Below are 26,477 nucleotides of genomic sequence, written 5' to 3'. Positions count from 1 at the left end.
CAATATAACATCAGTTTCTTTCAAAAACGACGGTGGTGATCACGATTTGGTTTGTAAAACAAGTGATTGGGATGCGCCATGACACGGCAAAAGAGGGCCGAAAAGACCGCAAGAAGACAAGAATGAGTGCCAATCAAACAAACCCAGTAAGTGCAAACACGCGGATGAAAAGGCGGCCATCTACCGGCCGCCAGTGCTATGAGTAGATTGACGTTACCGTGATGACACCCGGCCAATCGCCAGCGCCCCCCGGCTATGATCCACGCCGTCGGTATTAAAATAGGCAACCGAGGTTTTTAACCCCTGAGCCTGTATTTCCAGTTCATTCGCCGCCGCGACGGCCCGTTGAGCCAGAGCGGTATTCTGCTGAGTGATAGAATCAATCTGGACGATCGATTCATTGATATAGCTGATTCCTTTGCCCTGCTCGCTGGTCGCCGTCGCGATTTCTGACACAATGTCCGCCACATGCTGCACCGCGCTGATGACATCCTTGATGCTGCTGTCGGCCATTTTTATCTTCGCCGAGCCACTATTCACGCGGGAAACCGACTCTTCTATCAGGCTTTTTATCTCTCCAGCCGCTTGCGCACTGCGTAACGCCAGGCTTCGTACTTCACCAGCCACAACAGCAAAACCGCGCCCTTGTTCACCGGCTCGCGCCGCTTCCACCGCCGCATTCAGCGCAAGAATATTGGTCTGGAATGCGATGTTATTCACCACTTCGGTAATATTAGCGATTTTATCTGAGCTTTCAGAAATGCCATCCATGGTGTCGTTCACTTCCCGCATCACTTCACCACCGCGAGAGGCAATACCCAGTGCCGAATGCGCCAGGTGACGGGCCTGTTCCGTATTGTCGGCGTTCTGTTTAACGGTAGAGGTAATTTCCTCCATACTCGCCGAGGTTTTCTCCAGTGCGCTAGCCTGCCGTTCCGTATAAGAGGATAAGTCGCTATTACCGGCAATCACCTCACCACTACTGGCATCAATCACCTCTGCGCCAGCACGAATATCTTCGATGACAGTAATCAGCTGTTTGCGCATCATCTCCATTTCATGCAGCAGGCTGATATTATCGCCAGGTAATGTCGTCACCGAATGCGATAAATCCCCCGCCGCGATACGCTCTACGACTTCTGCGGCATAAGACGGTTCACCTCCCAGTACACGCAAGATACTGCGATTTATCCAGTAAACCAGCAGCGAAAGTAACACGCTGACTAAGATAAAAATCATGCCGTTGTTATATAAAGAATGAGTAAACGCCTCATTAATATCATCAATATACAGCCCCGTCGTGATTATCCAATCCCAGGGCGCATAGCGTAAATTATAGGCTGCTTTAGGTTGTGCAACGGTGGAGCCGGGACGGGGGAAGGCGTAAGCCGTATAACCCGCTTCACTGTTCTTTGTCACGGCCACCATATCCCGGTAAATAAAGGTACCGTTAGCGTCTTTTACATCTGGCCCTTGACCAATCAGCTTTTCATTAATCGGGTGCATTAAGACGCGGGGTTCGGAGTTGAGAATGGTGAAATAACCTGAATCGCCATAGCGCAAATCTTTTATAGACCTCATTGCACGCCGCTGAGCTTCCTCTAAAGAAATCGCTCCGCTGCTGGCTAACTCAGCATTAGTTTTTACAATCCCCAACGCCAGCTGAGTCACATGCATTAACTCCATTTCCCTCAGCGATAATTGATCTTGCTTAATTTTCATCGATCCATAAAGCAGCGTCCCTGCCAGACATAACAAACTAATGATAAGTGGAAGCCAAATCTTCCTGGCAAGAGATATTTTCATTTGTTTAACACCTTTTTATGAGGTTGTATTATCAATTTTTTATGCCACACTCGCCAATCACATACCCTATATCTAATAAAATCAGCGCCCCCCTTTTAAATAGCAGAAAACATAAAGATTACTTATATGCTTTTTAAGCATAAAAAAGAGTATTCATCAGTAAATCCGGTTTACTCTCTGCATGGCATAACAACCCTCGACATCGCTGAGTAAGCTGTCGTACGGCGAAAAGACAAGCCACCACGCCCTAATACGATGATTCAACAGTATCATAACGTTAAGCAAGCCTTCCCCCAGCATATGGCAAATTTGATGCTGACATCACTGATTTGAAAAAGAAAACAAAATGTATTTTCCCCGGACTAAAAAGTTCTCAGGCTAACATTCTCATTTTCTTTCATAATGAAATGCGATCATGATCACCTGAAACGATACAAGGACGGGAAGAGATAGAAAGGAATAACGCCACAGGGTTCACTCCAACGAGGCGTTATTTTCAAGCGAGCACCGTCAATAATCTGAGATGCATAAACACATCACCAACACCACAACACGTTTATATTCACGGTGGAAACTGATTTAATCCCAACAAGCAAACCATCAGCCTGTACCCGACAGCTAATCCGGCTACAGGCCATCACTCGATTAGTTTGCTTTTTGTATCAACAACGTGGCCTGGCCAATATTATCAGAACAATTGTCATCGCTAACATAGGCGATAAACGCTGAGCCGGTTGAATCTACCACAACCGGATTACTGGTAACAGAAACACCCCAACGCGCGTTTTTAAACCCACCCTGCACCATGACGGTATCAATAATACAGCCAGAAGAGCTGGTACAGTTCATCGTGTTAGAAACAAGAGATAAAACATACCTTCCTGGTTCTAAGGAGAATTTAGCCGATGTACCCGATACTGTGTCTACCAATGGCGCGGTCTGACAATTACGCAGAGCATCAATCGTAACGCTGGTTGCCGCTTCACTCACAAAAGGCAAGGTAGCCAGCATAAAAATGCCAATAGAGGTCATTCGCATTATTCAATCTCCTGAATAAATCGCATATAAAAAATAGTAATGTGTAATTTATTGTTCAAGCCATACGATTCAACGAATTATGGCCACGCCATCCTAGCTGATAAAATAAAAAACTGTCAACGTTATCACCTCATGACCTATTCAACCCTTTTCAAGTGGCAGGTAATTATTAGTGAGTTATATATCCGAAATAATTCGAATTACAGCTTAATACGCTTATGCTCTGCCCCACCTGAATGAGGCTGACTGGGCCTTGTAACGCGATGCATCGTGCTGCCAAAAGAGGGAGGGGGGGTAATTCAATCAACGTACTCGTAAAATGAAGCATGGCGAATACATCCACACACTTCATATTTTCATTATTTTAAAAACGCAGTTAAAAACAATATTCAAACCATCATCATTTATTGGGAGATAAAAATAACAACGGTTATTTTACGAAATATCTCAAATACCGGATAACCGGGTCCAGACATGACCCACGATCCATGACGTGACAAGTAAAGTAGCGGTTGCCCCGTTAATACCAGGATAGCAACCGCCAAATGACTTATCGATTACATGCGATTCATTGACTCAGCAATCATTACTAATAAGCCATCACTACTGATAAACAATCTCACCTTTCGGCTCATAATCTGCCGCCTGTAGAGGAGAATGATCCTCAACATACTGGCGCAGTACTTCTGCATCCACAAAACCGGTATTGACGTAACCTGGCAGCTCACTCAGCTTCGGATAACCGTCCCCGCCAGTGGCATTAAAGCTCAAGGTGGCAATACGGTAGACTTTGTCGGCCTGCAGTGGTTCGCCCTTAATTTTCACGTTCTTAACGCCAGTGCCATCCGCTTGCAGACCCACATTCAGGAACTGAGCATAACCGCCGGAATCGACTTTCTTATTGGCGACGACTGCCAGATATTTTTCCACCTCGCTGCCTTTCAGATCGGCGTATACCAGCGTGTTGCCGAACGGTTGGACTTTGAGCAAAGTCTTGTAAGTGATGTCACCGGACTCAATGGAGTCGCGCACGCCACCGCCACTCATCACAGCGAAATCAGCTTTGGCGCGTTCCAGTTGCGCAGAAAGCAATACGCGCGACAGGTTGGTTTGTACAAAACGCACCTTATTACGATCACCCTCCAGTCGGCCATTCACACTCCCCACCTTGACATCCAGCTGTGCTTTGCCTTTTTCCTGAAAGGGCGTCAGCAGTTTCACCATGTCCGGATTCTGGCTGATTTCCTGGGTGTAATACACACGTTCGCTGGTACCGTCGGCCTTCTCTACTTTCTTCTTCAGATTGACGGGAATCAGTTGATAATGCGTCAGTGTCAGCTCACCATTACGGAAGGTAAAATCAGCACGACCGACGTATTTACCCCACTCATGCGCCTGCACAATCCAGGTGCCGTTTTGACGATCCGGCGCGCAAGGCGTACCGGGCACATAATTGACCTGTTTTTTATTCTCGCTGGCCATACATACCGGGTCCTGCGAATGGCCGCCGACAATCATATCGAGATACCCCGCAGGCAGGCTGCGTGCCATTTCCACATCACCCGGTGCGTTAGAACCGTGCTCGCCATTATCGTAATGCCCCATGTGGGTGGCGGCGATAATCACATCTGGTTTTTCTTTTTTGCGTAGCTGTTCCACGACTTTCTTCGCCTCATCGGCTGGCTTGCGAAACTCAATATCGTGGAAATACTCTGGATTACCAATTTTGGCCGTGTCATCCGTTGTCAGGCCAATCACTGCGATTTTCACCCCCTGACGATCGAAGAGCGCATAGGGTTTGAATAATCGCTTACTGGTGCTTTTCTGGTAGATGTTGGCGGAAAGCAGCGGGAAATGCGCCCATTTTTCCTGCTGACGCAACACCGTGAGTGGGTTATCGAACTCATGGTTACCGACTGCCATGGCGTCGTAGCCGACCAGGTTCATGCCACGAAAGTCCGGCTCAGCATCCTGCAGGTCTGACTCCGGCACCCCGGTGTTAATATCCCCGCCTGACAGCAGTAACACGCTGCCGCCTTTAGCTGTGACGTCCTGACGAATCTGGTCTACCAGCGTTTTTTGCGCCGCCAGACCATATTCGCCGTAATCGTTATGCCAGAAATGACCATGATGATCATTCGTATGCAGGATAGTGATGTTGTAAGTTTTATCTTTTTCCCATGCCTGTGCAGCAGGTGACGACACCGCCAGTGTTACCGCAATCAGGCACCCCAGACTTTTGACAGAAAAATGCATGACAACTCCCGTGATAAAAATCCCTTATCGACTCGTCATATCCAGGCTACGACCAGGCGGCACGTGCAAAACGCAAGTATGCCCCCCCTGCAACCCGAATAACTTTTGGTATAGGATTGTTACATTAAACTGGTAAATACATGCACAAGCTAACACAAGTCAGGGTGGGATAGTTGACGTTATGGTGAACCCGAGCGTTTTTTCACTATGGCGTGGTGATAGCGATGCAGTAGCCATATCACAATGATGTGGAACTATCCGACTGATAATTCATACATTGAATCATGGCCGTGATATCACTGATAGCGTCCCATCTGGTTTACCCACAAAAAGAAATTAAATTAGCTCTATATATCAATGATAAAAGCAATAATTTAACTATAAATATGTGTTACACTATTTAAACAGATGAAAAACATCATTTATGTCTCACTCTGTCGCCTTTCCGACGGTTTTAACTCCTCTGACGTTGCATAGCACCGGCGTTACACGGACGGAGAACGAGTTAGCGCGGCAGAGCACATAAGCATTCAGGAGCCACAGCCTGCCGTCGGCTCAGGAATATCCGCCCATTCTCGTTACGCATGGTAAAGGAGTCGGAATGCATGATAATACCACCCCCTTAATCTCCACGATGGCCGTCGGTCTGGTGCTGGCTTTCTTACTGGGTATTCTGGCTAACCGACTGCGTATTTCGCCATTAGTCGGGTATCTGGTGGCCGGTGTGATGGTCGGCCCGTTTACACCCGGTTTTGTCGCTGATACTCAACTGGCACCGGAAATTGCCGAACTGGGCGTAATTTTGCTGATGTTTGGTGTTGGGCTGCATTTTTCGCTACGGGATTTAATGGCGGTAAAGTCGATCGCCATCCCCGGCGCTGTGGCACAGATAGTGATGGCGACCCTGCTAGGGGCCGGACTGTCATCAATACTGGGCTGGAGTCTACCTGAGGGGTTGGTGTTTGGTTTGTGTCTGTCCACCGCCAGTACCGTGGTACTGCTACGAGCGCTCGAAGAGCGCCAGTTAATTGACAGCCAACGCGGGCAAATCGCCATTGGCTGGCTGATTGTTGAAGATCTGGCGATGGTACTGACACTGGTACTGCTGCCAGCGTTCGCCGACATGTTGAAAATCGATACCGCCAATACCAGCCAGCTTTTGCAAGATCTGGCAATTACGCTGGGTAAAGTGGTGGCGTTTATTACGCTGATGGTGGTGGTCGGCAGACGTGTGGTGCCGTGGGTGCTGGCAAAAAGCGCCAGTACCGGCTCACGGGAATTATTTACGCTGGCCGTGCTGGCAATGGCGTTGGGCATCGCCTTCGGTGCCGTCAAACTGTTCGATGTGTCATTCGCACTGGGGGCTTTTTTCGCGGGTGTGGTGTTAAACGAGTCAGAACTCAGTCAACGTGCCGCCCACGATACTCTCCCCTTGCGTGACGCCTTTGCCGTCCTGTTCTTTGTGTCCGTCGGCATGTTGTTCGACCCCATGATCCTGATACATGAACCACTGGCAGTGTTGGCCACGTTGCTGATTATCGTGATAGGTAAGTCGATGGCCGCGTTCCTGCTGGTGCATATGTTCGGTCACTCAAGACGTACAGCACTGACCATCTCCGCCAGTCTGGCACAAATTGGCGAGTTTGCCTTTATTCTGGCGGGCCTTGGTATTTCGCTCGGTATGCTGTCAGAGAATGGCCGCAATCTGGTGCTGGCAGGCGCGATTTTGTCGATTATGCTCAACCCGCTGCTCTTCGCTTTGCTGGAACGTTATCTGGCACGGCACGAAACCATTGAAGAGCAAATCGTTGAAGAAGCGATCGAAGAAGAAAAGCAGATTCCGGTTGAACTGTGTAACCATGCGCTATTGGTCGGCTACGGACGTGTAGGCAGCTTGATCGGCGCCCGGCTGCATCAGGCCGACATTCCGATGGTGGTGGTTGAAACATCGCGAGCGCGCGTCGATAGCTTGCGGGAACAGGGGATTAAAACCGTACTGGGCAACGCGACCCGGCCTGACATCATGGACATTGCCCGCCTCGATTGCGCCAGTTGGCTGCTGCTGACGATCCCTAACGGATACGAAGCCGGGGAAATTGTGGCAGCGGCGAGAGCCAAACGTCCAGACCTGAAAATCATCGCCCGAGCGCACTATGACGATGAAGTCACCTATATCACCGAGCACGGTGCCGACCACGTTGTGATGGGCGAGCGGGAAATCGCCGAAACCATGATAACCATGCTGGACGTGGACGAGATCGTCGCCGCCAAAGCCTGTCCAATCTAAGAAAACTCCTGTCAGGCACCCCACGGTGCCTGACGTTTCCTCACCGATATCGGTTTATCCCTGCTCACCGACCAGTTGCGCCAGCAGTGCAATATGCAACGGCGCGTCGTTCAGCGCGGGAATATACTCAAAAGACTCGCCGCCCGCGTGCAGGAAGAGCTCCCGATTCTGCTCTTTGATCTCTTCGAGCGTCTCAAGGCAGTCAGCCGCGAAACCAGGGCAAATCACCTGGATTCGTTTTACCCCTTGCTTCGGCAGCGCCTGCATCGTTTCATCGGTATAAGGCGTCAACCAGGCCTCACGACCGAAACGAGACTGGAAGGTCATCATCACTTGCTCTGACGATAATCCCAGTGCCGCCGCTAACGCCTGTGCCGTAGCGGCACAACGTTTAGGATAATCATCACCTTCATCGGCGTAGCGCTGTGGAATGCCGTGAAAGGAAATCACCAGCTTATCCGGTACGCCATGCTGTAAAAATGACTGTTCAACGCTGTGCTTTAACGCTGCGATATAGGCCGGGTGCTCAGCATAATCACGAATAAAGCGAATACCCGGAATTTGTCGCCGGTTACGCAACAGCGCGGACACACCATCCCACACTGCCGCAGTGGTGGAGCAGGAATACTGTGGGTACATCGGCAATACCGTCACCTCGGTCACGCCCTGTGCCAGCAACGCGTCCAGTGCGGACTGCAGACTCGGCGAGCCATAGCTCATCCCCAACGCTACCGGAATATCCGGCAGGCTTGCTGCCAGCGCCTGCTGCTGTCGGCGGCTGTAAACCAGTAGCGGTGAACCTTCATCCATCCACACCGACTGATACAGCTTTGCCACTCGTGGCGAACGGGTCGGCAGAATAATACCGTGCAGCAACGGACACCATATCAGCCGGGTCAGGTCAACCACACGCCGGTCATGCAGGAATTCGGCCAGATAACGTTTTACCGCTTGCGGCGTCGGTGCATCCGGCGTCCCCAGATTCACCATCAACACACCGCGTTTCTCTTTTTTCATCAACGTTTTCCTTTACTGTCGCTTCGGCATCATGTGTAGACGAGAATGAAACCACATTGTAGCGGAAACCGGACGATGAGGAACCGCAGGCTACGAGGTTAACGCCGATACCAGCGATTGCCGGGAACGATACTCCCTCATCGGGGCAAACCGTTGGCTGAAAACGCCGTTGTTATCCTGCTGCCGAATAGGGGAAACAGCGAAAGGAGACTGTCAGGGGATAAAGAAGAAGCGCCGCCAGTGATGGCAGCGCCTGCGAAAAACGGGATCAGCCCAGAATACGAGCCAGTTCTGCACTGACATCGTTAACCGGACGTGTACCATCAATCTTGTGGTAAAGGGTGTGGTTAGCTGCCGCTTCCTGCTGATAGTAGTTCACCAGCGGAGCGGTCTGCTGGTGATATTCCACCAGACGTTTACGCACAGTGTCTTCCTGATCATCTTTACGGATAGTCAGCTCGTCACCGGTCACGTCATCTTTGCCTTCCACTTTGGGCGGATTGAATTTCACGTGATACACACGACCGGAAGCCGCGTGTACGCGACGGCCGATAATACGCTCAACGATCAGCTCATCCGGCACATCAAACTCAATCACGTGATCGACGGCAATACCAGCCTCTTTCATCGCGTCAGCCTGAGGAATGGTACGCGGGAAACCATCCAGCAGGAAACCATTGCGGCAGTCATCCTGTGCGATACGCTCTTTAACCAGGGCAATCACCAGTTCGTCTGTCACCAGTTTACCCGCATCCATGATCTCTTTTGCCTGCTTGCCCAGTTCGCTACCGGCTTTTACCGCCGCACGCAGCATATCGCCGGTGGAGATTTGCGGAATGCCATACTTCTCCATGATGAACTGAGCCTGAGTACCTTTGCCTGCGCCCGGAGCGCCCAGCAGAATAATACGCATTGCGTAATTCCCCTTGCTATGTAGTTTTTTTAAAAAAAATTTGAAAAACGCTAAACCATACCATTCCGGAGGCGCTTCCTCAAGGAACGGGCTCGCTTCAGCGGGCACGGCAAAGCTGAAATTCGTGATGGCGCATGGCTTTTCAGCCGACTCTGAGAGTGTAGACGACAGGGAGTCAGGCGGGAAACCGATATGGTAACAAACCCTCATCCCCCTGAAGACAGGGTTTTAGGCCGATAAAAAACGCCCCGGTTGACCGGGGCGCTTATCATGCTAACGGTGCTAATCAGGCAGTCAGCAGTTGGTTCATACGGCGGATAAACTGGTTAGGGTCTTCCAGCGTACCACGCTCGGCAAACAGCGCCTGATCCAGCAACAGTTCGACCCACTCACCGAACTGCGCGTCATCCTGGGTGTCAGCGGCACGTTTCACCAGTGCATGTTCCGGATTCAATTCAAAAATGTACTTCACTTCCGGTGCCTGCTGCCCGGCTGCGGCAAACAGCTTCGCCATCTGGGTGCTCATGTCATTGGCATCCGTCGTTACGATCGCCGGGGTATCAGTCAGGCGATGCGTCAGACGAACCTCTTTTACACGCTCTCCCAGCAGCGTCTTAACACGCTCGACAAATGGCTCCAGCGCTTTTTCTGCTTCTTTTTGCGACTCGTTGGCTTCATCTGCCAGCTTATCCAACGACTCGTCAGCTTTGCTAACCGACTGGAACGATTTACCGTCAAACTCGGTCAGGTAGCTCATCATCCATTCGTCGATACGATCGGAGAGCAGCAGGACCTCAATGCCTTTCTTGCGGAACAGTTCCAGATGCGGGCTGCTCTTGGCCGCAGCATAGCTGTCAGCCGTGATGTAATAGATCTTATCCTGACCTTCCACCATGCGGCTGATATAGTCATCCAGCGATACGGTCTGTGCATCGCTATCATTGTGGGTGGTCGCAAAACGCAGCAGTTTGGCAATGGCTTCACGGTTACCGCCGTCTTCCGCCGGGCCTTCTTTCAACACCAGGCCAAACTGACTCCAGAACGTCTGGTATTTTTCGCTGTCGTCTTTAGCCAGTTTTTCCAGCATTTGCAACACACGCTTCGTCAACGCAGTACGCAAACTCTGCGTGACACGGTTATCCTGCAGAATTTCACGGGATACGTTGAGCGGCAGGTCATTGGAGTCTATCAAACCGCGGACAAAGCGCAGGTAGTTCGGCATGAACTGTTCGGCATCGTCCATAATGAATACGCGCTGCACATACAGTTTCAGACCATGCTTGTGATCGCGATTCCACATGTCCCAAGGAGCCTGGGAAGGAATATATAACAGGCTGGTGTATTCCTGCTTTCCTTCTACCCGGTTGTGGCTCCAGCTCAGTGGGTTGGTAAAGTCATGGGCGATATGTTTGTAAAACTCGTTGTACTCATCATCGCTGATGTCTGACTTGTTGCGGGTCCACAGGGCCTGAGCCTTGTTGATTTTCTCCCAAGTGACGGTCTCTTCACCGCCCTCTTCCTCACTTTCCGTGCGGGATTCAATTTCTACCGGCAGTGCGATGTGGTCGGAATATTTGCTGATGACTGAGCGCACCCGCCAGTTATCGAGAAACTCATCTTCGCCTTCGCGCAGATGCAGGGTGATTTCGGTACCACGTTGCGCTTTAGCGATATCAGCGATGGTGTATTCACCTTCACCGGCTGACTCCCAGAACACACCCTGTTCGGCATCGGCACCCGCCACACGGGTTTTTACCGTGACCTTATCGGCGACGATAAACGCGGAGTAGAACCCGACACCAAACTGGCCGATCAACTGGCTGTCTTTTGCCTGATCAGAACCGAGAGACTCCAGAAACGCCTTGGTACCGGATTTGGCAATCGTCCCCAGATTGTCGATAACGTCATCGCGGCTCATGCCGATACCGTTATCACTGATGGTCAGAGTGCGCTTTTCTTTATCGATAGATACCCGAACGCGCAGTTCTCCATCACCTTCATACAAGTCAGGGGCGGACAGTGCACGAAAACGCAGCTTATCCGCAGCATCGGACGCGTTGGAGATCAATTCGCGCAAGAACACTTCTTTGTTGGAGTACAGCGAATGGATCATCAAGTGCAGCAGTTGCTTGACTTCTGACTGGAAGCCGCGGGTCTCTTGGCCTTTCATACTCATTATTACTTCCCTCAATACGTATTTATTCAGGCTGATTCAACGGAGGATGAGCAACAGATGGGGATTAACCGTCAGGGTTTCAAGGGGGGATGTGCAATTGACGATACAGAAGACGGCTGAGGCACACAGGCCGTCGGGTGACGGCCGTAGAGATTGACGGTAGTAAAAATCAGAACCGGATAGGATGACGCCCAGCCAGCGAGTGAGACAGCGTGGTACCGTCCACCATTTCCAGCTCACCGCCTACCGGCACACCGTGGGCGATACGGCTGGCCATAACCCCGTGTTCGGCGCACAGCTCAGCGATGTAATTCGCCGTTGCGTCGCCTTCCACCGTCGGGTTGGTCGCCAGAATCACCTCACTGATGGTTTCCGACGCCAGACGTTCTTCCAGCCGATCCAGCCCGATATCGCCAGGGCCTATGCCATCAAGCGGCGACAGGTGCCCCATCAACACAAAATAACGACCCGCGAACTGCCCGGTCTGTTCAATGGCGTGGATATCCGCCGGGCTTTCCACCACACAAATCTGGCCGTTCTGCTGACGGCGCGGGTTCGCGCAAATGCTGCAAACGTCCTGCTCGGTAAAAGTCCGACAATCGGCACAATGGCCTATTTCCGACATGGCACGGGTCAGCGCCTGCGCCAGACGCATACCACCGCTGCGATCGCGCTGCAACAGGTGGAACGCCATGCGTTGTGCTGATTTTGGCCCCACGCCGGGTAAGCAGCGCAGCGCCTCCATCAATGTTTCAAGAAGCGGGCTGGTTTGCATCAGAACGGCATCTTGAAGCCGGGTGGCAACGGAATACCGCTGGAAACCGACGCCATTTTTTCCTGCTGAACTTCAGCGATACGGCGCGCCGCATCATTGAATGCTGCCGCAATCAGGTCTTCCAGCATTTCTTTGTCGTCTTCCATCAAGCTCGGATCGATTTCAACACGACGGCAATTGTGAGCGCCATTAATCGTCACTTTTACCATCCCTGCGCCCGATTCCCCGGTCACTTCCAGATTGGCAATCTCTTCCTGCGCTTTCTGCATTTTTTCCTGCATCTGCTGAGCTTGCTTCATCAGATTGCCTAAACCGCCTTTACCAAACATATCGCTCTCTCTACCACTTTCGGGCTGCCGATGGGCAGCGGGGTTAAACGGGGCGGATACTTTCTTCGTCCAGTTCCGCATCAAAGAAACGCCGTAGCGTTTGAATATTAGTATCAGACAGGATGGACTGACGCGCCTGCGCCAGCTTCTCCTCATAAATGGCCTGTCGCCACTCCAGTGGTGTCAGCACCGTCGGGGTATCGTCTTCGGTAACCGTCAGGCTGACATCGCGTCCATAATGCGCCGCCAGTGCCTCCGACAACGCTTTCTGCGCCGCCGCCGAATTCAGATGACGCTGTGAAGAACGCAGGTGCAGATGAATCACCCCGTCTTCCGGCGTCTCTTTAAATGCATTAAGCGCCAGCTGTTGTACCAGTTTCGGCAGCGTCAGACGATCGATTTCCGCCGCCCAGGCATCCCGCGCCATCGCTTCTACCGCCAACTTTGCGGCCAGTTCCGGCGTTTTTTCATATTCCAGTGCCGAACGCAGCGCTTTGGGCGTCGTCACCGGCTCGGTTTCCGTCGTCGCGGCTTTCTTCTGCGCCCGCCAGCGATACGCCTCCTGCTTTTTCTGCTCGTCCTGCGCCACCGCTTTGGCTGCCATTTGCTGCTGACCACGCTCGGTCACTGACGCCAGACGCTCCAGTGCCGAGTTTACCGGCCGCGTTTTTCCTGACGCCGCCGGTTCAGCCTTTTTTGCGGGAGGATTTCCCTGCCGGTTCAGTAGCTGGCTACGCGCCTGTAACAGTTGTGCGGTCGCATCCGGCAAATTACTTTCCTGCGTTGGCGGCAAGGCTGAAGGCGAAGAGGATTCACTTCCCCCCGGCGGCGCATGGCTTATCACCGGCTCGGCGCTGGGTGCAGCCGGTACAGCACCGACCACCGGTGCTGATGCAGGCATACGGACCGGTTCAGTCGCTAAAGGCACTCCAGCCGCAGGTGCGAGCGGAGATGCACTAACAGGAACCGGTTCAGCAATCACCTGACTGGGATGAAACGCCAATGCCCGCAACAGCGCCATTTCCACGCCCATACGACGATCGGGTGCAAACGGCAGCTCTTTGCGGCCGACCAACAATGTCTGATAGTAGAGTTGCACATCCGAAGGCGGGACAACCCGCGCCAGCTCGCGCAAACGAGGGGCGACCTGGTGGTATTCATCGCCCAGAGCGGATGGCAGCAACTGCAGCATGGCAATCCGATGCAGCAGTGTCAGGGTTTCTACCAGCAAGGCTTCCCAGTCAGTACCGCGTACTGCCGATTGCTCCATCAGCGCCATCACCCCGGCCCCATCGCCTTTTACCAGTGCTTCAATCAGCCCCAGCGGTTGCTCATCATCCAGAGTACCCAGCATTTCGCTGACCGCAGCGGCTGTCACCTGCCCTTGCCCCATGGCGATCGCCTGATCGGTCAGGCTCAATGCGTCACGCAGACTGCCATCGGCCGCACGGGCCAGCAATTGCAGCGCACGTGGCTCCGCCGCCAATTGTTCCTGCTCCAGAACCTGTTGCAGATGTTGGCGAATTTGCTCGGCATCCAATGCTTTGAGATGAAACTGCAAACAGCGCGACAAAATCGTCACCGGCAGTTTTTGCGGGTCTGTGGTTGCCAGCAGAAATTTCACATGCGAAGGCGGCTCTTCCAGTGTTTTCAACAACGCGTTGAAACTGTGGCGGGAGAGCATGTGCACTTCGTCAATCAGGTAAACTTTGAAACGACCGCGAGCTGGCGCGTATTGCACGTTATCCAGTAAGTCTCGCGTGTCTTCAACTTTAGTGCGGGATGCCGCATCGATTTCAATCAGATCGACAAATCGGCCTTGCTCTATTTCCCGGCACGTATCGCACTGACCGCAAGGTGTCGCCGTCACCCCGGTTTCGCAATTCAGCCCTTTCGCCAGCAAACGGGCGATCGTCGTCTTGCCTACGCCCCGGGTACCGGAAAACAGGTAAGCATGATGGATACGGCCTAACGAAAGACCATTAGCCAACGCGGTCAGGACATGTTCCTGGCCTACCACGTCGGCAAAGGTTTGGGGACGCCACTTACGGGCAAGAACCTGATAGCTCATCAATACCGCAGAAGTTGAGTTATTGAGGAGGTGATGCTAACACAGTCTCGCCGCCATCGGCGAGACTGCTGTCATCAATGGCCGGGGAAATCGACCAGGCTGTAGCAAGTGATGCCCATGTTTTCAAGGCGCTGCTGTCCACCCAGGTCGAAGAGATTGATAATAAATGCCGCGTCGGAAACCTGGCCGCCAAGACGGCGAATCAGCTTGACCGTCGCTTCAATCGTGCCGCCGGTCGCCAGCAGGTCGTCTACCACCAGCACGTTATCACCAGCGGTAATAGAGTCGGTGTGAATTTCCAGCGTATCGCTGCCGTATTCCAGCTCGTAGCTTTCGCTCAGCGTCGCTCGCGGCAGTTTACCCGGCTTACGCACCGGAACAAACCCGACGCCCAACGCCAGCGCTACCGGGGCACCAAAAAGGAAACCACGTGCTTCGGTACCGACAACTTTGGTAATGCCGGTGTTCTGATAACGTTTAACCAGCATGTCGATGCTCGCCGAATACGCCTGCGGATTTTCCAGCAAGCTGGTCACATCACGAAACAGTATGCCCGGCTTGGGATAATCCGGAATACTCTTGATACTGTTTTTAATTAATTCTGGCTGCTGAGTTGCGGTCATAATGTTGTGCCTGATAAAACCTGATATTCACTGAACACCGCCACGGTGCTTCGCCATGCTGCCTACAGGTGCTGACGATAAAAAATACGGTGGCGGCTCGCGCACGAAAACGCTCAAATCTAGTCAAACTGACGGGCAAATGCAACCGGCCCGCTCGGATCTGCACATTTTTATCGCAGGCTATTGTTTCGGATCAATAACCGGTAAACGCAGCATAAACGTCAGCAACACCGCCAGAATAACCAGCAGCATCCCCCTGACCCAACTGACTTCCACCAGCCACAATGACAAGGCAAAGGTCGCGATAACCACGATAACTGCTTTAACTTTGACGCCCGGCGGCAGGGCACGGTGCTGTTGCCAGTGACGCAGGTAACTACCAAACCAGGAACGATACAACAACCAGTCGTGAAACCGTGGTGAAGAGCGGGCGAAGCACCAGGCCGCCAGCAGTAAAAACGGCGTAGTCGGCAGCAACGGCAACACCACGCCCAACGCTGCCAGCACCACCGCCAGCCACCCTACGGTTATCAACACTATCCGATACATATCGCCTCCTTGTCTTCCCCGCCTTTATCGGCCCCGGCAGCCCGGCCCGCTTGACCCGATCGCAATCCACAGGAAACGTTGTATCATACCGCCACGTTAACTCAACCCATCGTCGTACATGTTTGAACATTCCATCCTCGACCCGATTCACGCCTTTCTTCAGGCCACTACACCCGATGAGTGGATTGACGAAGCCCGCAAACCGGAAAACCTGCCCACGCTGTTGCGCGACCACGTACTGTGTGAGTTGAAAGCCGCCCAAAGCGCGCTGTTTCTGCTCCGACGTTATGCTGTCGAGCAGGATATCAGGCATCAGTTGCAGGAGTGGATTGCCCCGTATGAGAAGTTTGCCTTCCGGGGAATGGGCGACATGCAGACGCTGAAAGCCAATGCGCTGATTTCACGGCAGATTACCGCACGTGCAAACTGCCATTACAGTCAGGACATGATCGATAAAATGGTGCTGTTGATCCGTGAAGAATTACACCATTTTTATCAGGTGCTGGAAGTCATGGAGCAACACGGTATTTCTTACCAGAACATACCCGCCAGCCGTTACGCGCGTGGCATGACGCAACACATGAAAACACATGAGCCGGATGCGCTGGTGGATAAGTTAATTATCGGTGCATTTATCGAAGCTCGCTCCTGCGAACGCTTCGCCAGACTGGCGCCCCATCTGGAAGAGAGTCTGCGCAAGTTCTATATTTCACTACTGCGCTCCGAGGCCCGGCACTATCAGGATTATCTTGCTTTGGCACAACAGATTGCCGGACAGGATATTAGCGCGCGTATCGCGTTTTTCGCGCAGACAGAAGCACAGTTGATTACCAGCCCGGACAACGATTTCAAATTCCACAGCGGCAAACCGGCTTTCAGCACACACTGAACCGGCCCGTTATTCCCCTGCCGCAACGTACGGATACAGCGGTAAAGCGACGGAGGAGACGACATGGATACACAGGCATTGCTGGCCGTACTGACACGCCAGATTGATACGCTGGCGCAAGCTGTCGAACCGATTGCCGCGCGACAAGCTCCCCGGTCACGTTTTGACCGTCAGCTTTTCAGCTGTTACGGTACCAGGCTCGGCGATTATCTCGATGAAATCCGCCTTAATTACCAGCATCTGCAACAGTATGTGCAAGAGCAGCGTCAGGACAGGGTTGCATTCATGGCGGAGAAATTGCTGACACAAATGACAGCGCTCCAGCGAGAGCTGGCGACGCAGCCATTACGGGAACACGAACCCACAACGCCAGCACCGCAGGACCGTTATCAAAAACTGGCTGAATATCAGGGTTATGAGCGTCGACTACTGGCGATGATTCAGGACAGGGAGAGCCTGCTGGCAACCCAAAGCACGCTCAGCGAACAACATATGCTCAATGAACAACAGCGTCTGCAACGCGAACTGGCGGCGCTGGAAGGCCGACTGACTCGTTGCCGTCAGGCGCTCTCAAAACTGGAAAGGCAGATTGAACGTCAGGAACAGGGATATTGACCGTAGTTCACTATTTTCTGCTATGTTTTAGAAAAAACAAAACAGGATCGGAGTGAGGTAGAAAAATCATGTCGCTGGAAAATGAAACGCCAGACGTCAAACTGGCGGTCGATCTCATCATGCTGCTGGAAAGACAATCACATTGAGCCACAGGTGGTACTGGCCGCGCTGGAAATCGTCCGCCGGGATTATCAGTTAAAGGCCAACGCCCCCGAGCAAACACCAGCCTGATACCGGAGCAGGCCTACCACCTGCACCGGCATCCGATATCGCTCCCCTTTGCCCGTTGCCACAACCGGCGGCTACCGGGTTTCACCCTCATTCTGCGGTGGCGTCAGCACGCGGGATATTTCTTGTACTTCTTTGCCCTGCGTATTGTGCAGATATACTTCAAGCTGGTTGAAAGCAATGTTGATATTATTTTCGCGACACAGCCTGTCAATCGTGCGGTTCAACTCATCGACGGTATAGCTGCGATCGCGCAGTTCACGCACATATAAACGCAGCTCATGATCCAACGCACTCGCGCCAAACGACAGGAAGAACACCTGCGGTTCCGGATCCGCCATCACGCGCGGATTCTCACGCGCGGCCTGTAGCAGTATTTCTTTAACCTTATCCAGATCAGAACCATAGGCAACGCCAATACGAATCAACACGCGCGTAATGGTGTCGGACAATGACCAGTTGATCAAACGCTCGGTCACGAATGCTTTGTTGGGAATGATCACCTCCTTACGGTCAAAATCGGTGATCGTGGTGGCCCGGATGCGAATCTTACTGACTGAACCGGAGAACGCCCCGATGGTGATGGTATCGCCGATACGCACGGGGCGTTCGAACAGAATAATCAGCCCCGAGACAAAGTTGGCGAAAATTTCCTGCAAGCCAAACCCTAACCCCACCGATAATGCCGCCACCAGCCATTGCAATTTGTCCCAGGAGACCCCGAGGGAGCTGAGTGATGTGATAGCACCAACCGCCGTAATAAAATAGGTCAATATCGTCGTGATGGCATAAGACGTGCCCTGTCGTAACTGCATGCGTGAGAGCACCAGCACTTCGAGCAAGCCTGGCAGGTTACGCGTCATCACATACGCCACCCCACCAATCACCAGTGCCACCAGCAAGTTACCCAAGGTGACCGGTTGCAAGACCGTACCGCTGGCATTCGCCGTGCTGTAATGCCATAGCGTAATGCTATCCAGATAAGAGAAAACGGTAACCAGATCAGCCCAAATCCAGTAAAACGCGCCGGAGAACGCCAGAAACAGCACCATGGTCGTCAGGCGCAAAGACTGCTGGCTGATTTGCTCCAGCGCCAGCGGCGCTTCTGGTACCGGTTCACTGCCTTCCGCACCTTCCTTGACCAGATTCTGGCGTCGTGCCACCGCGCGGCGATAAGCCAGACGACGAGCCGCCACACTTAACCCACGGATAGTCGCGAAATACACAATATTCCAGACGATCAACAGGTACAGACTCTCAATCCAGCGGCTGGCCAGTCGCAATGTGGTATAGAAAAACCCATTCAGCATTAATCCGATCAGGAACAGCGGCATGGCAGCCATCATGGTGACGACAATTAATTGCACGGTATGACGTTCTTTCTCGCGCCAGCAGTCACGGCATACCGGGAACACCAGAATGGTCAGCAACAACAGGTTGCAGACCATCACACTCTGCCCAATAACATCATCCACCAGATACAGTGGCGCTTTCTCACCCACCACCGACCAGAACATCAACGGCAGTAGTGCGCCGCCGAGCCGCACCGTCTGACGCCGATAATGCGCACAGCGGGACGCCGGGATATTAAAATGACGTTCGCTCAGGTTCCCCGGTTTAAGACTCAGGCAAGCCGTAGCGAAGACCACCCAAAACAATGCCAGATGTTCACTCAGCAACCAGGCAAAACTGCTGATCTGGTTATCGCTGCGTTTCAGCCATAGCCCCAGCGACAGTATCACCAGCACACCCGGCAAGGTCCGCAGGATCAACAGCAAAATGGCTTTCGGTGTATGCAACTGGCTGTCGCGCTTGAGTTGCCCTACGTCGTCTGCCAGTTTCCCCATATAGGCATCGATACTTTTGCGCCGCCACCACAGCAACCCCACTATCACCATTGCCGGGATAATCAGCAGCAGCGAATCCATGAGCCCCTGGCGTAGTTGCCCATTTTTGAGGGTGAAATGCAGGTTTTTGACCTGTTGTTTCAGCGCCGACGGCAAATCTTTCAGCCAACTCCAATCCATCGGCTTATTACTGCTTACCCAAAAAATTTGCTGGGTCAGGGTTCGTTGCAGTGAATTGTTAACGCTCATCAACTGTTGGCGGCTGATTTGCAGGTTAATCGCCAGCATCAATTGATTACCGAGTTGTTTATTGAGCTGATCGAGTAACTCGCGGCGCATATCCAGAATCTGTTCCAGCGCATCCGTCACTTCACCATCTACGGCGGTGTTAGTGTGCGCGACCAGTTGCTGGATGTATTCATCTCCCCGAAACAACACATCGCGTTGCTGGTTAATGTCAAACTGCTCCAGACGCAGGTCAGCTATCTGCGCGCTGATATCGCTCATTGCATCAGCCGACGGCAGATTTTGCTGTTGCTGATAAAGAATACGCGACAGCAACAGGCTGCCTTTTAACACGGTAATCTGCTCTTTCAGGTTACGTTCCGATTGCGTAGCCCTATCCAGCCAGTTTTTAACCTGAATACTCTCCTGAACCAGCGTATTTCCCGCTTCCGTTGCTTTAATGAGACGCTGACTGAGTTGACGATTCGTTTCCATTTCCGCTTTCACCAGCGGGTTTTCCTGAATACGTTGCAGCTCATCGGAATTCTGTGCCTCTTTGGCTGTTTTTTCCGACAGCGTCAGGCGCTTATTGTTAATCACGCCCTGCAACGTCTGCACCATGTGCTCCAGTTGGCCTATCTGCGCGGCGGTGTAATCCCGCTGCTTTTGCAGCAGGTCCTGCAACGTGGTATTCACTTCCAAACTTTTGCGCTGCTGCTCCATTTGCAGACTGACCAGCACCTGCTCTGCCTGTAGCAAAACCTGTTGACTCGGCCGTAGTGGCTCCTGTGACGGGTCCAGTCCACTGAGTTGGGTGCGTAACTGCTGACTGTGTTGCGAAGCGGCATACAGTGCGCTTTGCACCCGCTCTGGTTGGGTTTGCAGCGAGATCAATTGACTGTTGTAAGTAGAAAGGTTTTCCTGCGCTGACTGCAAATCGTCCAGCGTTTCATTCAGGCGCGCTTCCAGCTGCTTTAACGCCAGCGACTCCAACGATTGCTGGGGCACCGGTGCCGCGCCGCCCAGCGACACCAGATCCTCATTCACCTGCTTAAGTTTGGCCGGCGCCTGTGCCGCCTGTTGTTTCAGTTGGTTGGTTTCCTGCCGGACGCGATCGATAGAGTCCAGCACGTCCAGTGTCTGGGTCAGATCCTGTTGGCTCAGTTTGTCTACCGAGGTCAGGCTTTTTTGCTTATTCAGCGTATCAAGACGGTTTTGGATCTCAGCCCGACTGGGCAAATCGTTACCCGCAGCTAATGCAGGTTGCAGCAGGAGGATGCCGAATAAGCCGACCCAGATGCCCGGCAAACAGAGGCGACCATATCGTGCACTCATAGCACGAATAAAGGAGCAGATATCGGAAAAAGAGCGGAGCGAAATAGGAAATAAACCAGAAATGGCGGCACAGCGCTTCATGATGCATCATCAGTTTTACAGAGATAACGCAGTTTATCACGTCTGCCGAAAGACAAGGTATGTCAGGTGGTGTTTATGACGTTCTATTCTGTCTCCATTTATACTGATTGTGTTTATCACGCCACTTATACGACGGTCTTGCCTATCTGGCGCAAGGCAGGACTGCTACGCAGCATATCAATTAGCCCATCCACCAGATAAGGCGCTTCATTTTTCAAATCGAAACTTTCCGGCAGGAACAACCAGTTTTCCATAATGCCCGACAGATAAGCCCGTATGATCACCGCCGTACGCCGGGAATTGAGATCCGCTGGCAACATGCCTTGCAAAATGCACTTTATCAGCGAGACTTCTATTTTGTTATAGCAGTCGAAGTAGAGATCTTTACGGGCATTGGATGTCGGCAGTAACTCGTCGGCAAACTCACATTTATGAAAGATAATTTCCATCATCGATCGCCACTCGCTATCGGAATCAGTCAGTCTCAAGATATAAATTAGCAACTCTCTGAGCACATGCAGTGGATCGTCAGGAAATTTTGCCTGATACTCAGCTTCAAAGTCAGAAATTTTGGACTCAGACCGCGTCCATATCTCATCAAACAGTTCAGCTTTGTTTTTGAAGTGCCAGTAAATAGCACCACGTGTCACGCCAGCAGCGGTCGCAATATCAGACAATGATGTTGAGGAAACACCATGCTCAGAAAACAGACGCATTGCCGCGTCCATAATCTGGAGTTTGGTCTCATGTGCCTGTTGTTTGGTTTTTCGTGCCATAGCGCTGACTTTAAAGAGAAGCGAGATTTACATACATTCACGGATGTATGTAACATAGCACGGACCTGAATTTATCGCAGCAATGGGTTTAATAGCATGTGATCCATTGGTCAATTAAAAATCGGATACTTGGGGTTTACCTATGAATAAAAACAGAAGGCTTACGCCTCTGGCAACAATGCTGATGCTTTCTGGCGGCCTCGTACTCACAGGATGTGACAATCAGGCCTCTAAAGGGGGTGCCCATCAGGGGGGCGCACCGGAAGTCGGCACCGTTACGATAAAATCACAAACTCTGAATATCACCACGGAACTGCCGGGACGCACCAGCGCCTATCGTATTGCCGAAGTACGCCCTCAGGTAAATGGTATTATTCTCAAGCGTAACTTTGTCGAAGGCAGCGATGTCAAAGCGGGTACATCGCTGTACCAGATTGATCCAGCGACCTATCAGGCCCAGTACAACAACGCCAAGGCTGCCCTGTCTCAGGCTCAGGCGAATGCTGAAATTGCAGAGTTAACGGTTAAGCGCTACAAACCGCTGCTCGGCACCAATTACGTCAGTAAGCAGGATTACGATCAGGCCGTCGCGACGGCGCGCCAGAATGAAGCTGCCGTCGCAGCCGCCAAAGCCACGCTCGACAGCGCCCAGATCAACCTGAACTATACGCGTGTAACCGCCCCAATTACTGGCCGGGTAGGAAAATCCACCGTCACGGAAGGCGCGCTGGTTTCCAATGCCCAGACAACGGCGCTGACGACCATCCAACAGTTGGATCCGATTTATGTGGATGTCACCCAATCCACTAACGATTTCCTGCATCTGAAAAAAGAGTTGGAAAGCGGTGCGTTACAACAGACCAATGGCAAAGCTAGCGTTCATCTGACGCTGGATAACGGAATGCGTTACAGTCAGAACGGTACGCTGGAATTCTCTGACGTCACTGTCGACGAGACGACTGGCTCCATTACGCTGCGTGCCGTGTTCCCCAACCCGGATCACAACCTGTTGCCGGGCATGTTCGTTCGCGCACAAATGGATGCTGGCGTGAATCCAAATGCCATCCTGGTTCCACAGCAGGGCGTGAGCCGCACACCTCGTGGCGACGCTACGGTGATGGTCGTTGGCGAAGGCGATAAAGTGGAAGTCCATCCTGTTACTACCGGTCAGGCGTTTGGCGACAAATGGCTCATCACCTCGGGCATTAAACCGGGTGATCGTGTCATCGTGACAGGCCTGCAAAAAATCAGACCGGGTATGCAGGTAAAAGCGCAGGAAGTGACCGCAGGTAATGCGCAGCAGCAACCGCAGTCTCAACCCGCTAAGTCTTAACAGGAGCCGGTAATCCATGGCCAAGTTTTTCATAGATCGCCCGATTTTTGCCTGGGTCATCGCCATTATGGTGATGTTGACCGGGACACTGGCAATCCTGAAGTTGCCTATTGCGCAGTACCCGACCATCGCGCCACCGGCAGTTCAGATAACAGCGACCTACCCGGGGGCTGATGCGAAGACCCTGCAAGATACCGTCACACAGGTCATCGAGCAGAACATGAACGGTATCGACAAATTACTGTATATGTCTTCCAACAGTGATTCGTCAGGTACCGTGCAGATCACATTGACATTTGATGCCGATGCTAACCCGGATATTGCTCAGGTTCAGGTGCAGAACAAACTGCAACTGGCCACGCCTCTGCTGCCACAGGAAGTACAGCAGCAAGGCGTGAGCGTGCAGAAATCCAGCAGCAGCTTTCTGATGGTGTTAGGTTTTGTCAGCGATGACAGTAGTGTCACCCAGCAGGATATCGCTGACTTTGTCGGTTCCACCATCAAAGACCCGATTAGCCGTGTGCGCGGTGTGGGCGATACACAGCTGTTCGGTGCACAGTACGCCATGCGTATCTGGCTTGATCCGGACAAGCTGAACAATTACCAGCTCACCACCAGCGATGTCGTTACAGCGATTCAGGTACAAAATAACCAGATAGCCGCAGGTCAGTTAGGTGGTACCCCGCCAGTGCCTGGCCAAAAGCTGAATGCGTCGATCATTGCGCAAACCCGGCTTAATTCACCCGAGCAGTTCGGCAACATTCTGCTTAAGGTCAATCAGGATGGTTCGCAGGTTCGCCTGAATAACGTTGCCCGCATTGAGCTTGGCGGTGAAAACTATACCACTATCGCACGTTACAATGGCCGCCCGGCCGCGGGGCTGGGGATTAAGCTCGCCACTGGTGCTAACGCGCTGGATACCGCCTCAGCGGTAAAAGCGGAAATCGCCAAATTGCAGCCGACGTTCCCTGCCGGTCTGAAAGTGGTTTACCCGTATGACACCACCCCGTTCGTAAAAATCTCTATTTACGAAGTGGTGAAAACGCTGGTTGAAGCCATCGTGCTGGTGTTCGTGGTGATGTATCTGTTCTTACAGAACTTCCGTGCCACACTGATTCCCACTATTGCCGTACCGGTGGTATTGCTGGGGACGTTCGCCATCCTGTCCGCTTTCGGCTACTCGATTAACACGCTGACCATGTTCGCCATGGTGCTCGCCATCGGTCTGTTGGTGGATGACGCCATCGTTGTGGTCGAGAACGTAGAGCGTGTGATGTCGGAAGAAGGGCTATCGCCCAAGGAAGCGACCCGCAAATCCATGGGGCAGATCCAGGGCGCGCTAGTGGGTATTGCACTGGTGTTGTCCGCGGTATTTATCCCAATGGCATTCTCGGGCGGTTCGACCGGTGCTATCTACCGCCAGTTTTCCATCACTATCGTGTCCGCCATGGTCTTGTCGGTACTGGTGGCATTGATTCTGACACCGGCGTTATGTGCGACCATCCTGAAGCCCGTGCCCAACCACGGCGAGAAAAAAGGTTTCTTTGGTTGGTTTAACCGTCTTTTTGACAAGAGTACCCATCACTACACCAGCAGTGTTGCCAATATTCTGCGCAGCACGGGCCGTTATCTGGTGGTGTATCTGCTCGTGGTCGCGAGCCTGGGCTTTGCCTTTACTCAAATCCCCAGCTCTTTCCTGCCGCAGGAAGACCAGGGCGTATTACTGACAATGGTTCAGTTGCCGGTAGGTGCAACTCAGGAAAGTACCCAGAAGGTGCTCGACCAGGTGAGTGACTACTACCTGCATAACGAAAAAGACAACGTGAAATCGGTCTTTACCGTTAACGGCTTCGGCTTCGCTGGCCGCGGTCAGAACATGGGGATCTCGTTTGCCAGCCTGAACGATTGGGATGAACGAAAAGGTGCAGCCAACAAAGTCGATGCCATTATCGGTCGTGCTTTTGGCGCTTTCTCGCAAATCAAAGAAGCGATCGTTATCCCGTTCAACATACCGGCTATCGTCGAGTTGGGTACTGCCAGTGGTTTTGACTTTGAACTGATCGATCAGAATAACCTCGGTCACGATAAGCTCATGGCAGCCCGTAACCAGTTGCTGGGTATGATCGCCCAACATCCGGATACGCTGGTGCGAGTTCGTCCTAACGGGATGGAAGATACACCGCAATACCGCCTGGAAATTGATCAGGAAAAAGCACAATCGCTTGGGGTATCGATTGCCACCATCAACGCCACACTGTCTACCGCACTCGGGGGCACATACGTCAATGACTTTATTGACCGTGGCAGGGTGAAAAAGGTGTACGTTCAGGCTGATGCCAAATACCGTATGCTGCCCAACGATATCCAGAAATGGTACGTCCGTGGTACGTCTAATCAGATGGTACCGTTCTCGGCGTTTGCTTCTGCACACTGGGAATACGGTTCACCACGTCTGGAGCGTTATAACGGCCTGCCGTCTGTGGAACTGGTGGGTGAAGCGGCTCCTGGTAAAAGTACAGGGGAAGCGATGGCCCTGATGGAAGAGCTGGCTTCGCAATTACCGCCAGGTATTGGTTTCGACTGGACGGGCATGTCCTATCAGGAACGACTGGCAGGTAACCAGGCACCGGCACTGCTCATTATCTCCGCCATCGTAGTATTCCTGTGTCTGGCAGCGCTGTATGAAAGCTGGTCAATTCCCTTCTCGGTTATGTTGGTGGTTCCGTTGGGCGTGTTCGGTGCCGTCATGGCGGCTGGCTTGCGTGGAATGGAAAACGATGTCTACTTCAAGGTGGGCCTGCTGACAACCATTGGGTTATCCGCCAAGAACGCCATCCTGATCGTCGAATTTGCCAAAGACCTGATGGAGAAAGAAGGAAAAGGCCTGGTGGAAGCCACGCTGGATGCGGTGCGTATGCGTCTTCGCCCCATTCTGATGACATCGCTGGCGTTCATTTTGGGTGTGGTCCCGCTGGTCATCAGTACGGGTGCAGGTTCCGGTGCACAAAACGCGGTCGGTACCGGCGTAATGGGTGGGATGATCACCGCCACCGTATTGGCTATCTATTTCGTACCCGTGTTCTTTGTGGTCGTTCGCCGACGCTTCGGCAAGAAGAAAGACGACAACGAGCCGCATCATGAGCACTCACAAACCAGTCACTAAACCGTGATATCTCTTCTCAAAAGGCCGCTATGCGGCCTTTTTTAATGCGCGACAAACACAGCGAACATCGCCCTACACTCCTCCACCTCACCAATCCCTACAAACACTGGCGTTGATCATTGATCTGAAAAAGCGCAAAATAAAG

General features: G+C 52.4%; 18 protein-coding genes, 1 pseudogene and 1 other annotated feature. Of the genes and pseudogenes, 6 read left to right on the top strand and 13 right to left on the bottom strand.

Annotated elements, in window-relative coordinates:
* Nucleotides 1-213: 213 nt before the first annotated feature.
* The 3 genes from DD586_RS05340 to ushA form a co-directional block, all read right to left on the bottom strand.
* Nucleotides 214-1,806 carry a methyl-accepting chemotaxis protein gene (locus DD586_RS05340; RefSeq protein WP_012883794.1) on the bottom strand — a complete coding sequence of 531 codons (1,593 nt, stop codon included), beginning with the start codon at nt 1,804-1,806 and terminating at the stop codon, nt 214-216.
* 645 nt (nt 1,807-2,451) lie between these two features.
* A complete protein-coding gene (locus DD586_RS05335) occupies nt 2,452-2,844 on the bottom strand; it encodes a hypothetical protein (protein WP_012883793.1) in 393 nt (130 codons plus the stop codon).
* A 603-nt stretch (nt 2,845-3,447) separates the two neighbouring features.
* Nucleotides 3,448-5,100, bottom strand: a complete 1,653-nt coding sequence (ushA, locus tag DD586_RS05330) for a bifunctional UDP-sugar hydrolase/5'-nucleotidase UshA (protein ID WP_012883792.1) — start codon at nt 5,098-5,100, stop codon at nt 3,448-3,450.
* A gap of 601 nt (nt 5,101-5,701) precedes the next feature.
* Between ushA and ybaL the strand changes: the two genes are divergently transcribed.
* Nucleotides 5,702-7,387 (top strand): YbaL family putative K(+) efflux transporter, encoded by a 1,686-nt coding sequence (gene ybaL / locus DD586_RS05325; RefSeq protein WP_012883791.1) that lies wholly within the window; start codon nt 5,702-5,704, stop codon nt 7,385-7,387.
* A 54-nt stretch (nt 7,388-7,441) separates the two neighbouring features.
* Here the strand turns inward: ybaL and hemH are convergent, their stop codons facing one another.
* The 8 genes from hemH to DD586_RS05285 form a co-directional block, all read right to left on the bottom strand.
* Complete coding sequence (gene hemH, locus DD586_RS05320) at nt 7,442-8,404, bottom strand: ferrochelatase (RefSeq protein WP_012883790.1); 963 nt, start codon at nt 8,402-8,404, stop codon at nt 7,442-7,444.
* Nucleotides 8,405-8,672: 268 nt separating this feature from the next.
* Nucleotides 8,673-9,317, bottom strand: a complete 645-nt coding sequence (gene adk, locus DD586_RS05315) for an adenylate kinase (RefSeq protein WP_012883789.1) — start codon at nt 9,315-9,317, stop codon at nt 8,673-8,675.
* Between the two features lie 286 nt (nt 9,318-9,603).
* The gene (gene htpG, locus DD586_RS05310; RefSeq protein WP_167316304.1) at nt 9,604-11,487 is read right to left on the bottom strand and encodes a molecular chaperone HtpG; all 1,884 of its coding nucleotides are present in this window, start codon (nt 11,485-11,487) and stop codon (nt 9,604-9,606) included.
* Between the two features lie 175 nt (nt 11,488-11,662).
* Complete coding sequence (recR, locus tag DD586_RS05305) at nt 11,663-12,268, bottom strand: recombination mediator RecR (protein WP_012883787.1); 606 nt, start codon at nt 12,266-12,268, stop codon at nt 11,663-11,665.
* Nucleotides 12,268-12,597, bottom strand: coding sequence for a YbaB/EbfC family nucleoid-associated protein (locus tag DD586_RS05300; RefSeq protein WP_012883786.1), 330 nt, complete (start codon nt 12,595-12,597; stop codon nt 12,268-12,270). Before DD586_RS05300 ends, recR begins: the two co-directional genes overlap by 1 nt.
* A gap of 43 nt (nt 12,598-12,640) precedes the next feature.
* Nucleotides 12,641-14,668, bottom strand: coding sequence for a DNA polymerase III subunit gamma/tau (gene dnaX / locus DD586_RS05295; RefSeq protein WP_012883785.1), 2,028 nt, complete (start codon nt 14,666-14,668; stop codon nt 12,641-12,643).
* Nucleotides 13,250-13,314, bottom strand: a sequence feature (DnaX frameshifting element). (Overlaps the previous gene by 65 nt.)
* Before the next feature lie 74 nt (nt 14,669-14,742).
* Nucleotides 14,743-15,291 carry an adenine phosphoribosyltransferase gene (gene apt / locus DD586_RS05290; RefSeq protein ID WP_012883784.1) on the bottom strand — a complete coding sequence of 183 codons (549 nt, stop codon included), beginning with the start codon at nt 15,289-15,291 and terminating at the stop codon, nt 14,743-14,745.
* Nucleotides 15,292-15,471: 180 nt separating this feature from the next.
* Entirely contained in the window at nt 15,472-15,840 is a 369-nt protein-coding gene (locus DD586_RS05285) for a DUF454 family protein (RefSeq protein WP_012883783.1), read from the bottom strand.
* 118 nt (nt 15,841-15,958) lie between these two features.
* On the opposite strand from DD586_RS05285, the gene miaE reads away from it, so the two are divergent.
* The 3 genes and pseudogenes from miaE to rsmS all read left to right on the top strand — a co-directional run bounded on the left by miaE (nt 15,959) and on the right by rsmS (nt 17,575).
* Nucleotides 15,959-16,729, top strand: a complete 771-nt coding sequence (gene miaE, locus DD586_RS05280) for a tRNA isopentenyl-2-thiomethyl-A-37 hydroxylase MiaE (protein WP_012883782.1) — start codon at nt 15,959-15,961, stop codon at nt 16,727-16,729.
* Between the two features lie 63 nt (nt 16,730-16,792).
* Nucleotides 16,793-17,344 (top strand): primosomal replication protein PriC, encoded by a 552-nt coding sequence (gene priC, locus DD586_RS05275; RefSeq protein WP_012883781.1) that lies wholly within the window; start codon nt 16,793-16,795, stop codon nt 17,342-17,344.
* Between the two features lie 68 nt (nt 17,345-17,412).
* Nucleotides 17,413-17,575: pseudogene (rsmS, locus tag DD586_RS21240) on the top strand (pleiotropic regulatory protein RsmS).
* A 71-nt stretch (nt 17,576-17,646) separates the two neighbouring features.
* Here the strand turns inward: rsmS and mscK are convergent.
* The gene (gene mscK / locus DD586_RS05270) at nt 17,647-21,060 is read right to left on the bottom strand and encodes a mechanosensitive channel MscK (protein WP_012883780.1); all 3,414 of its coding nucleotides are present in this window, start codon (nt 21,058-21,060) and stop codon (nt 17,647-17,649) included.
* 125 nt (nt 21,061-21,185) lie between these two features.
* The gene (acrR, locus tag DD586_RS05265; RefSeq protein ID WP_012883779.1) at nt 21,186-21,836 is read right to left on the bottom strand and encodes a multidrug efflux transporter transcriptional repressor AcrR; all 651 of its coding nucleotides are present in this window, start codon (nt 21,834-21,836) and stop codon (nt 21,186-21,188) included.
* Between the two features lie 142 nt (nt 21,837-21,978).
* Here acrR and DD586_RS05260 point away from each other — a divergent pair, with 142 nt between their 5' ends.
* Both DD586_RS05260 and DD586_RS05255 read left to right on the top strand, forming a co-directional pair.
* A complete protein-coding gene (locus tag DD586_RS05260) occupies nt 21,979-23,169 on the top strand; it encodes an efflux RND transporter periplasmic adaptor subunit (protein WP_041164309.1) in 1,191 nt (396 codons plus the stop codon).
* Nucleotides 23,170-23,185: 16 nt separating this feature from the next.
* Entirely contained in the window at nt 23,186-26,332 is a 3,147-nt protein-coding gene (locus DD586_RS05255) for an efflux RND transporter permease subunit (protein WP_012883777.1), read from the top strand.
* Nucleotides 26,333-26,477: the final 145 nt, after the last annotated feature.

Origin of the sequence: Dickeya parazeae Ech586, from assembly GCF_000025065.1 — a bacterium.
GTDB classification, from domain to species: domain Bacteria; phylum Pseudomonadota; class Gammaproteobacteria; order Enterobacterales; family Enterobacteriaceae; genus Dickeya; species Dickeya zeae.
The sequence above is the reverse complement of the archived record's forward strand: the minus strand, read 5'-3'. Positions and strand labels throughout refer to the sequence as shown.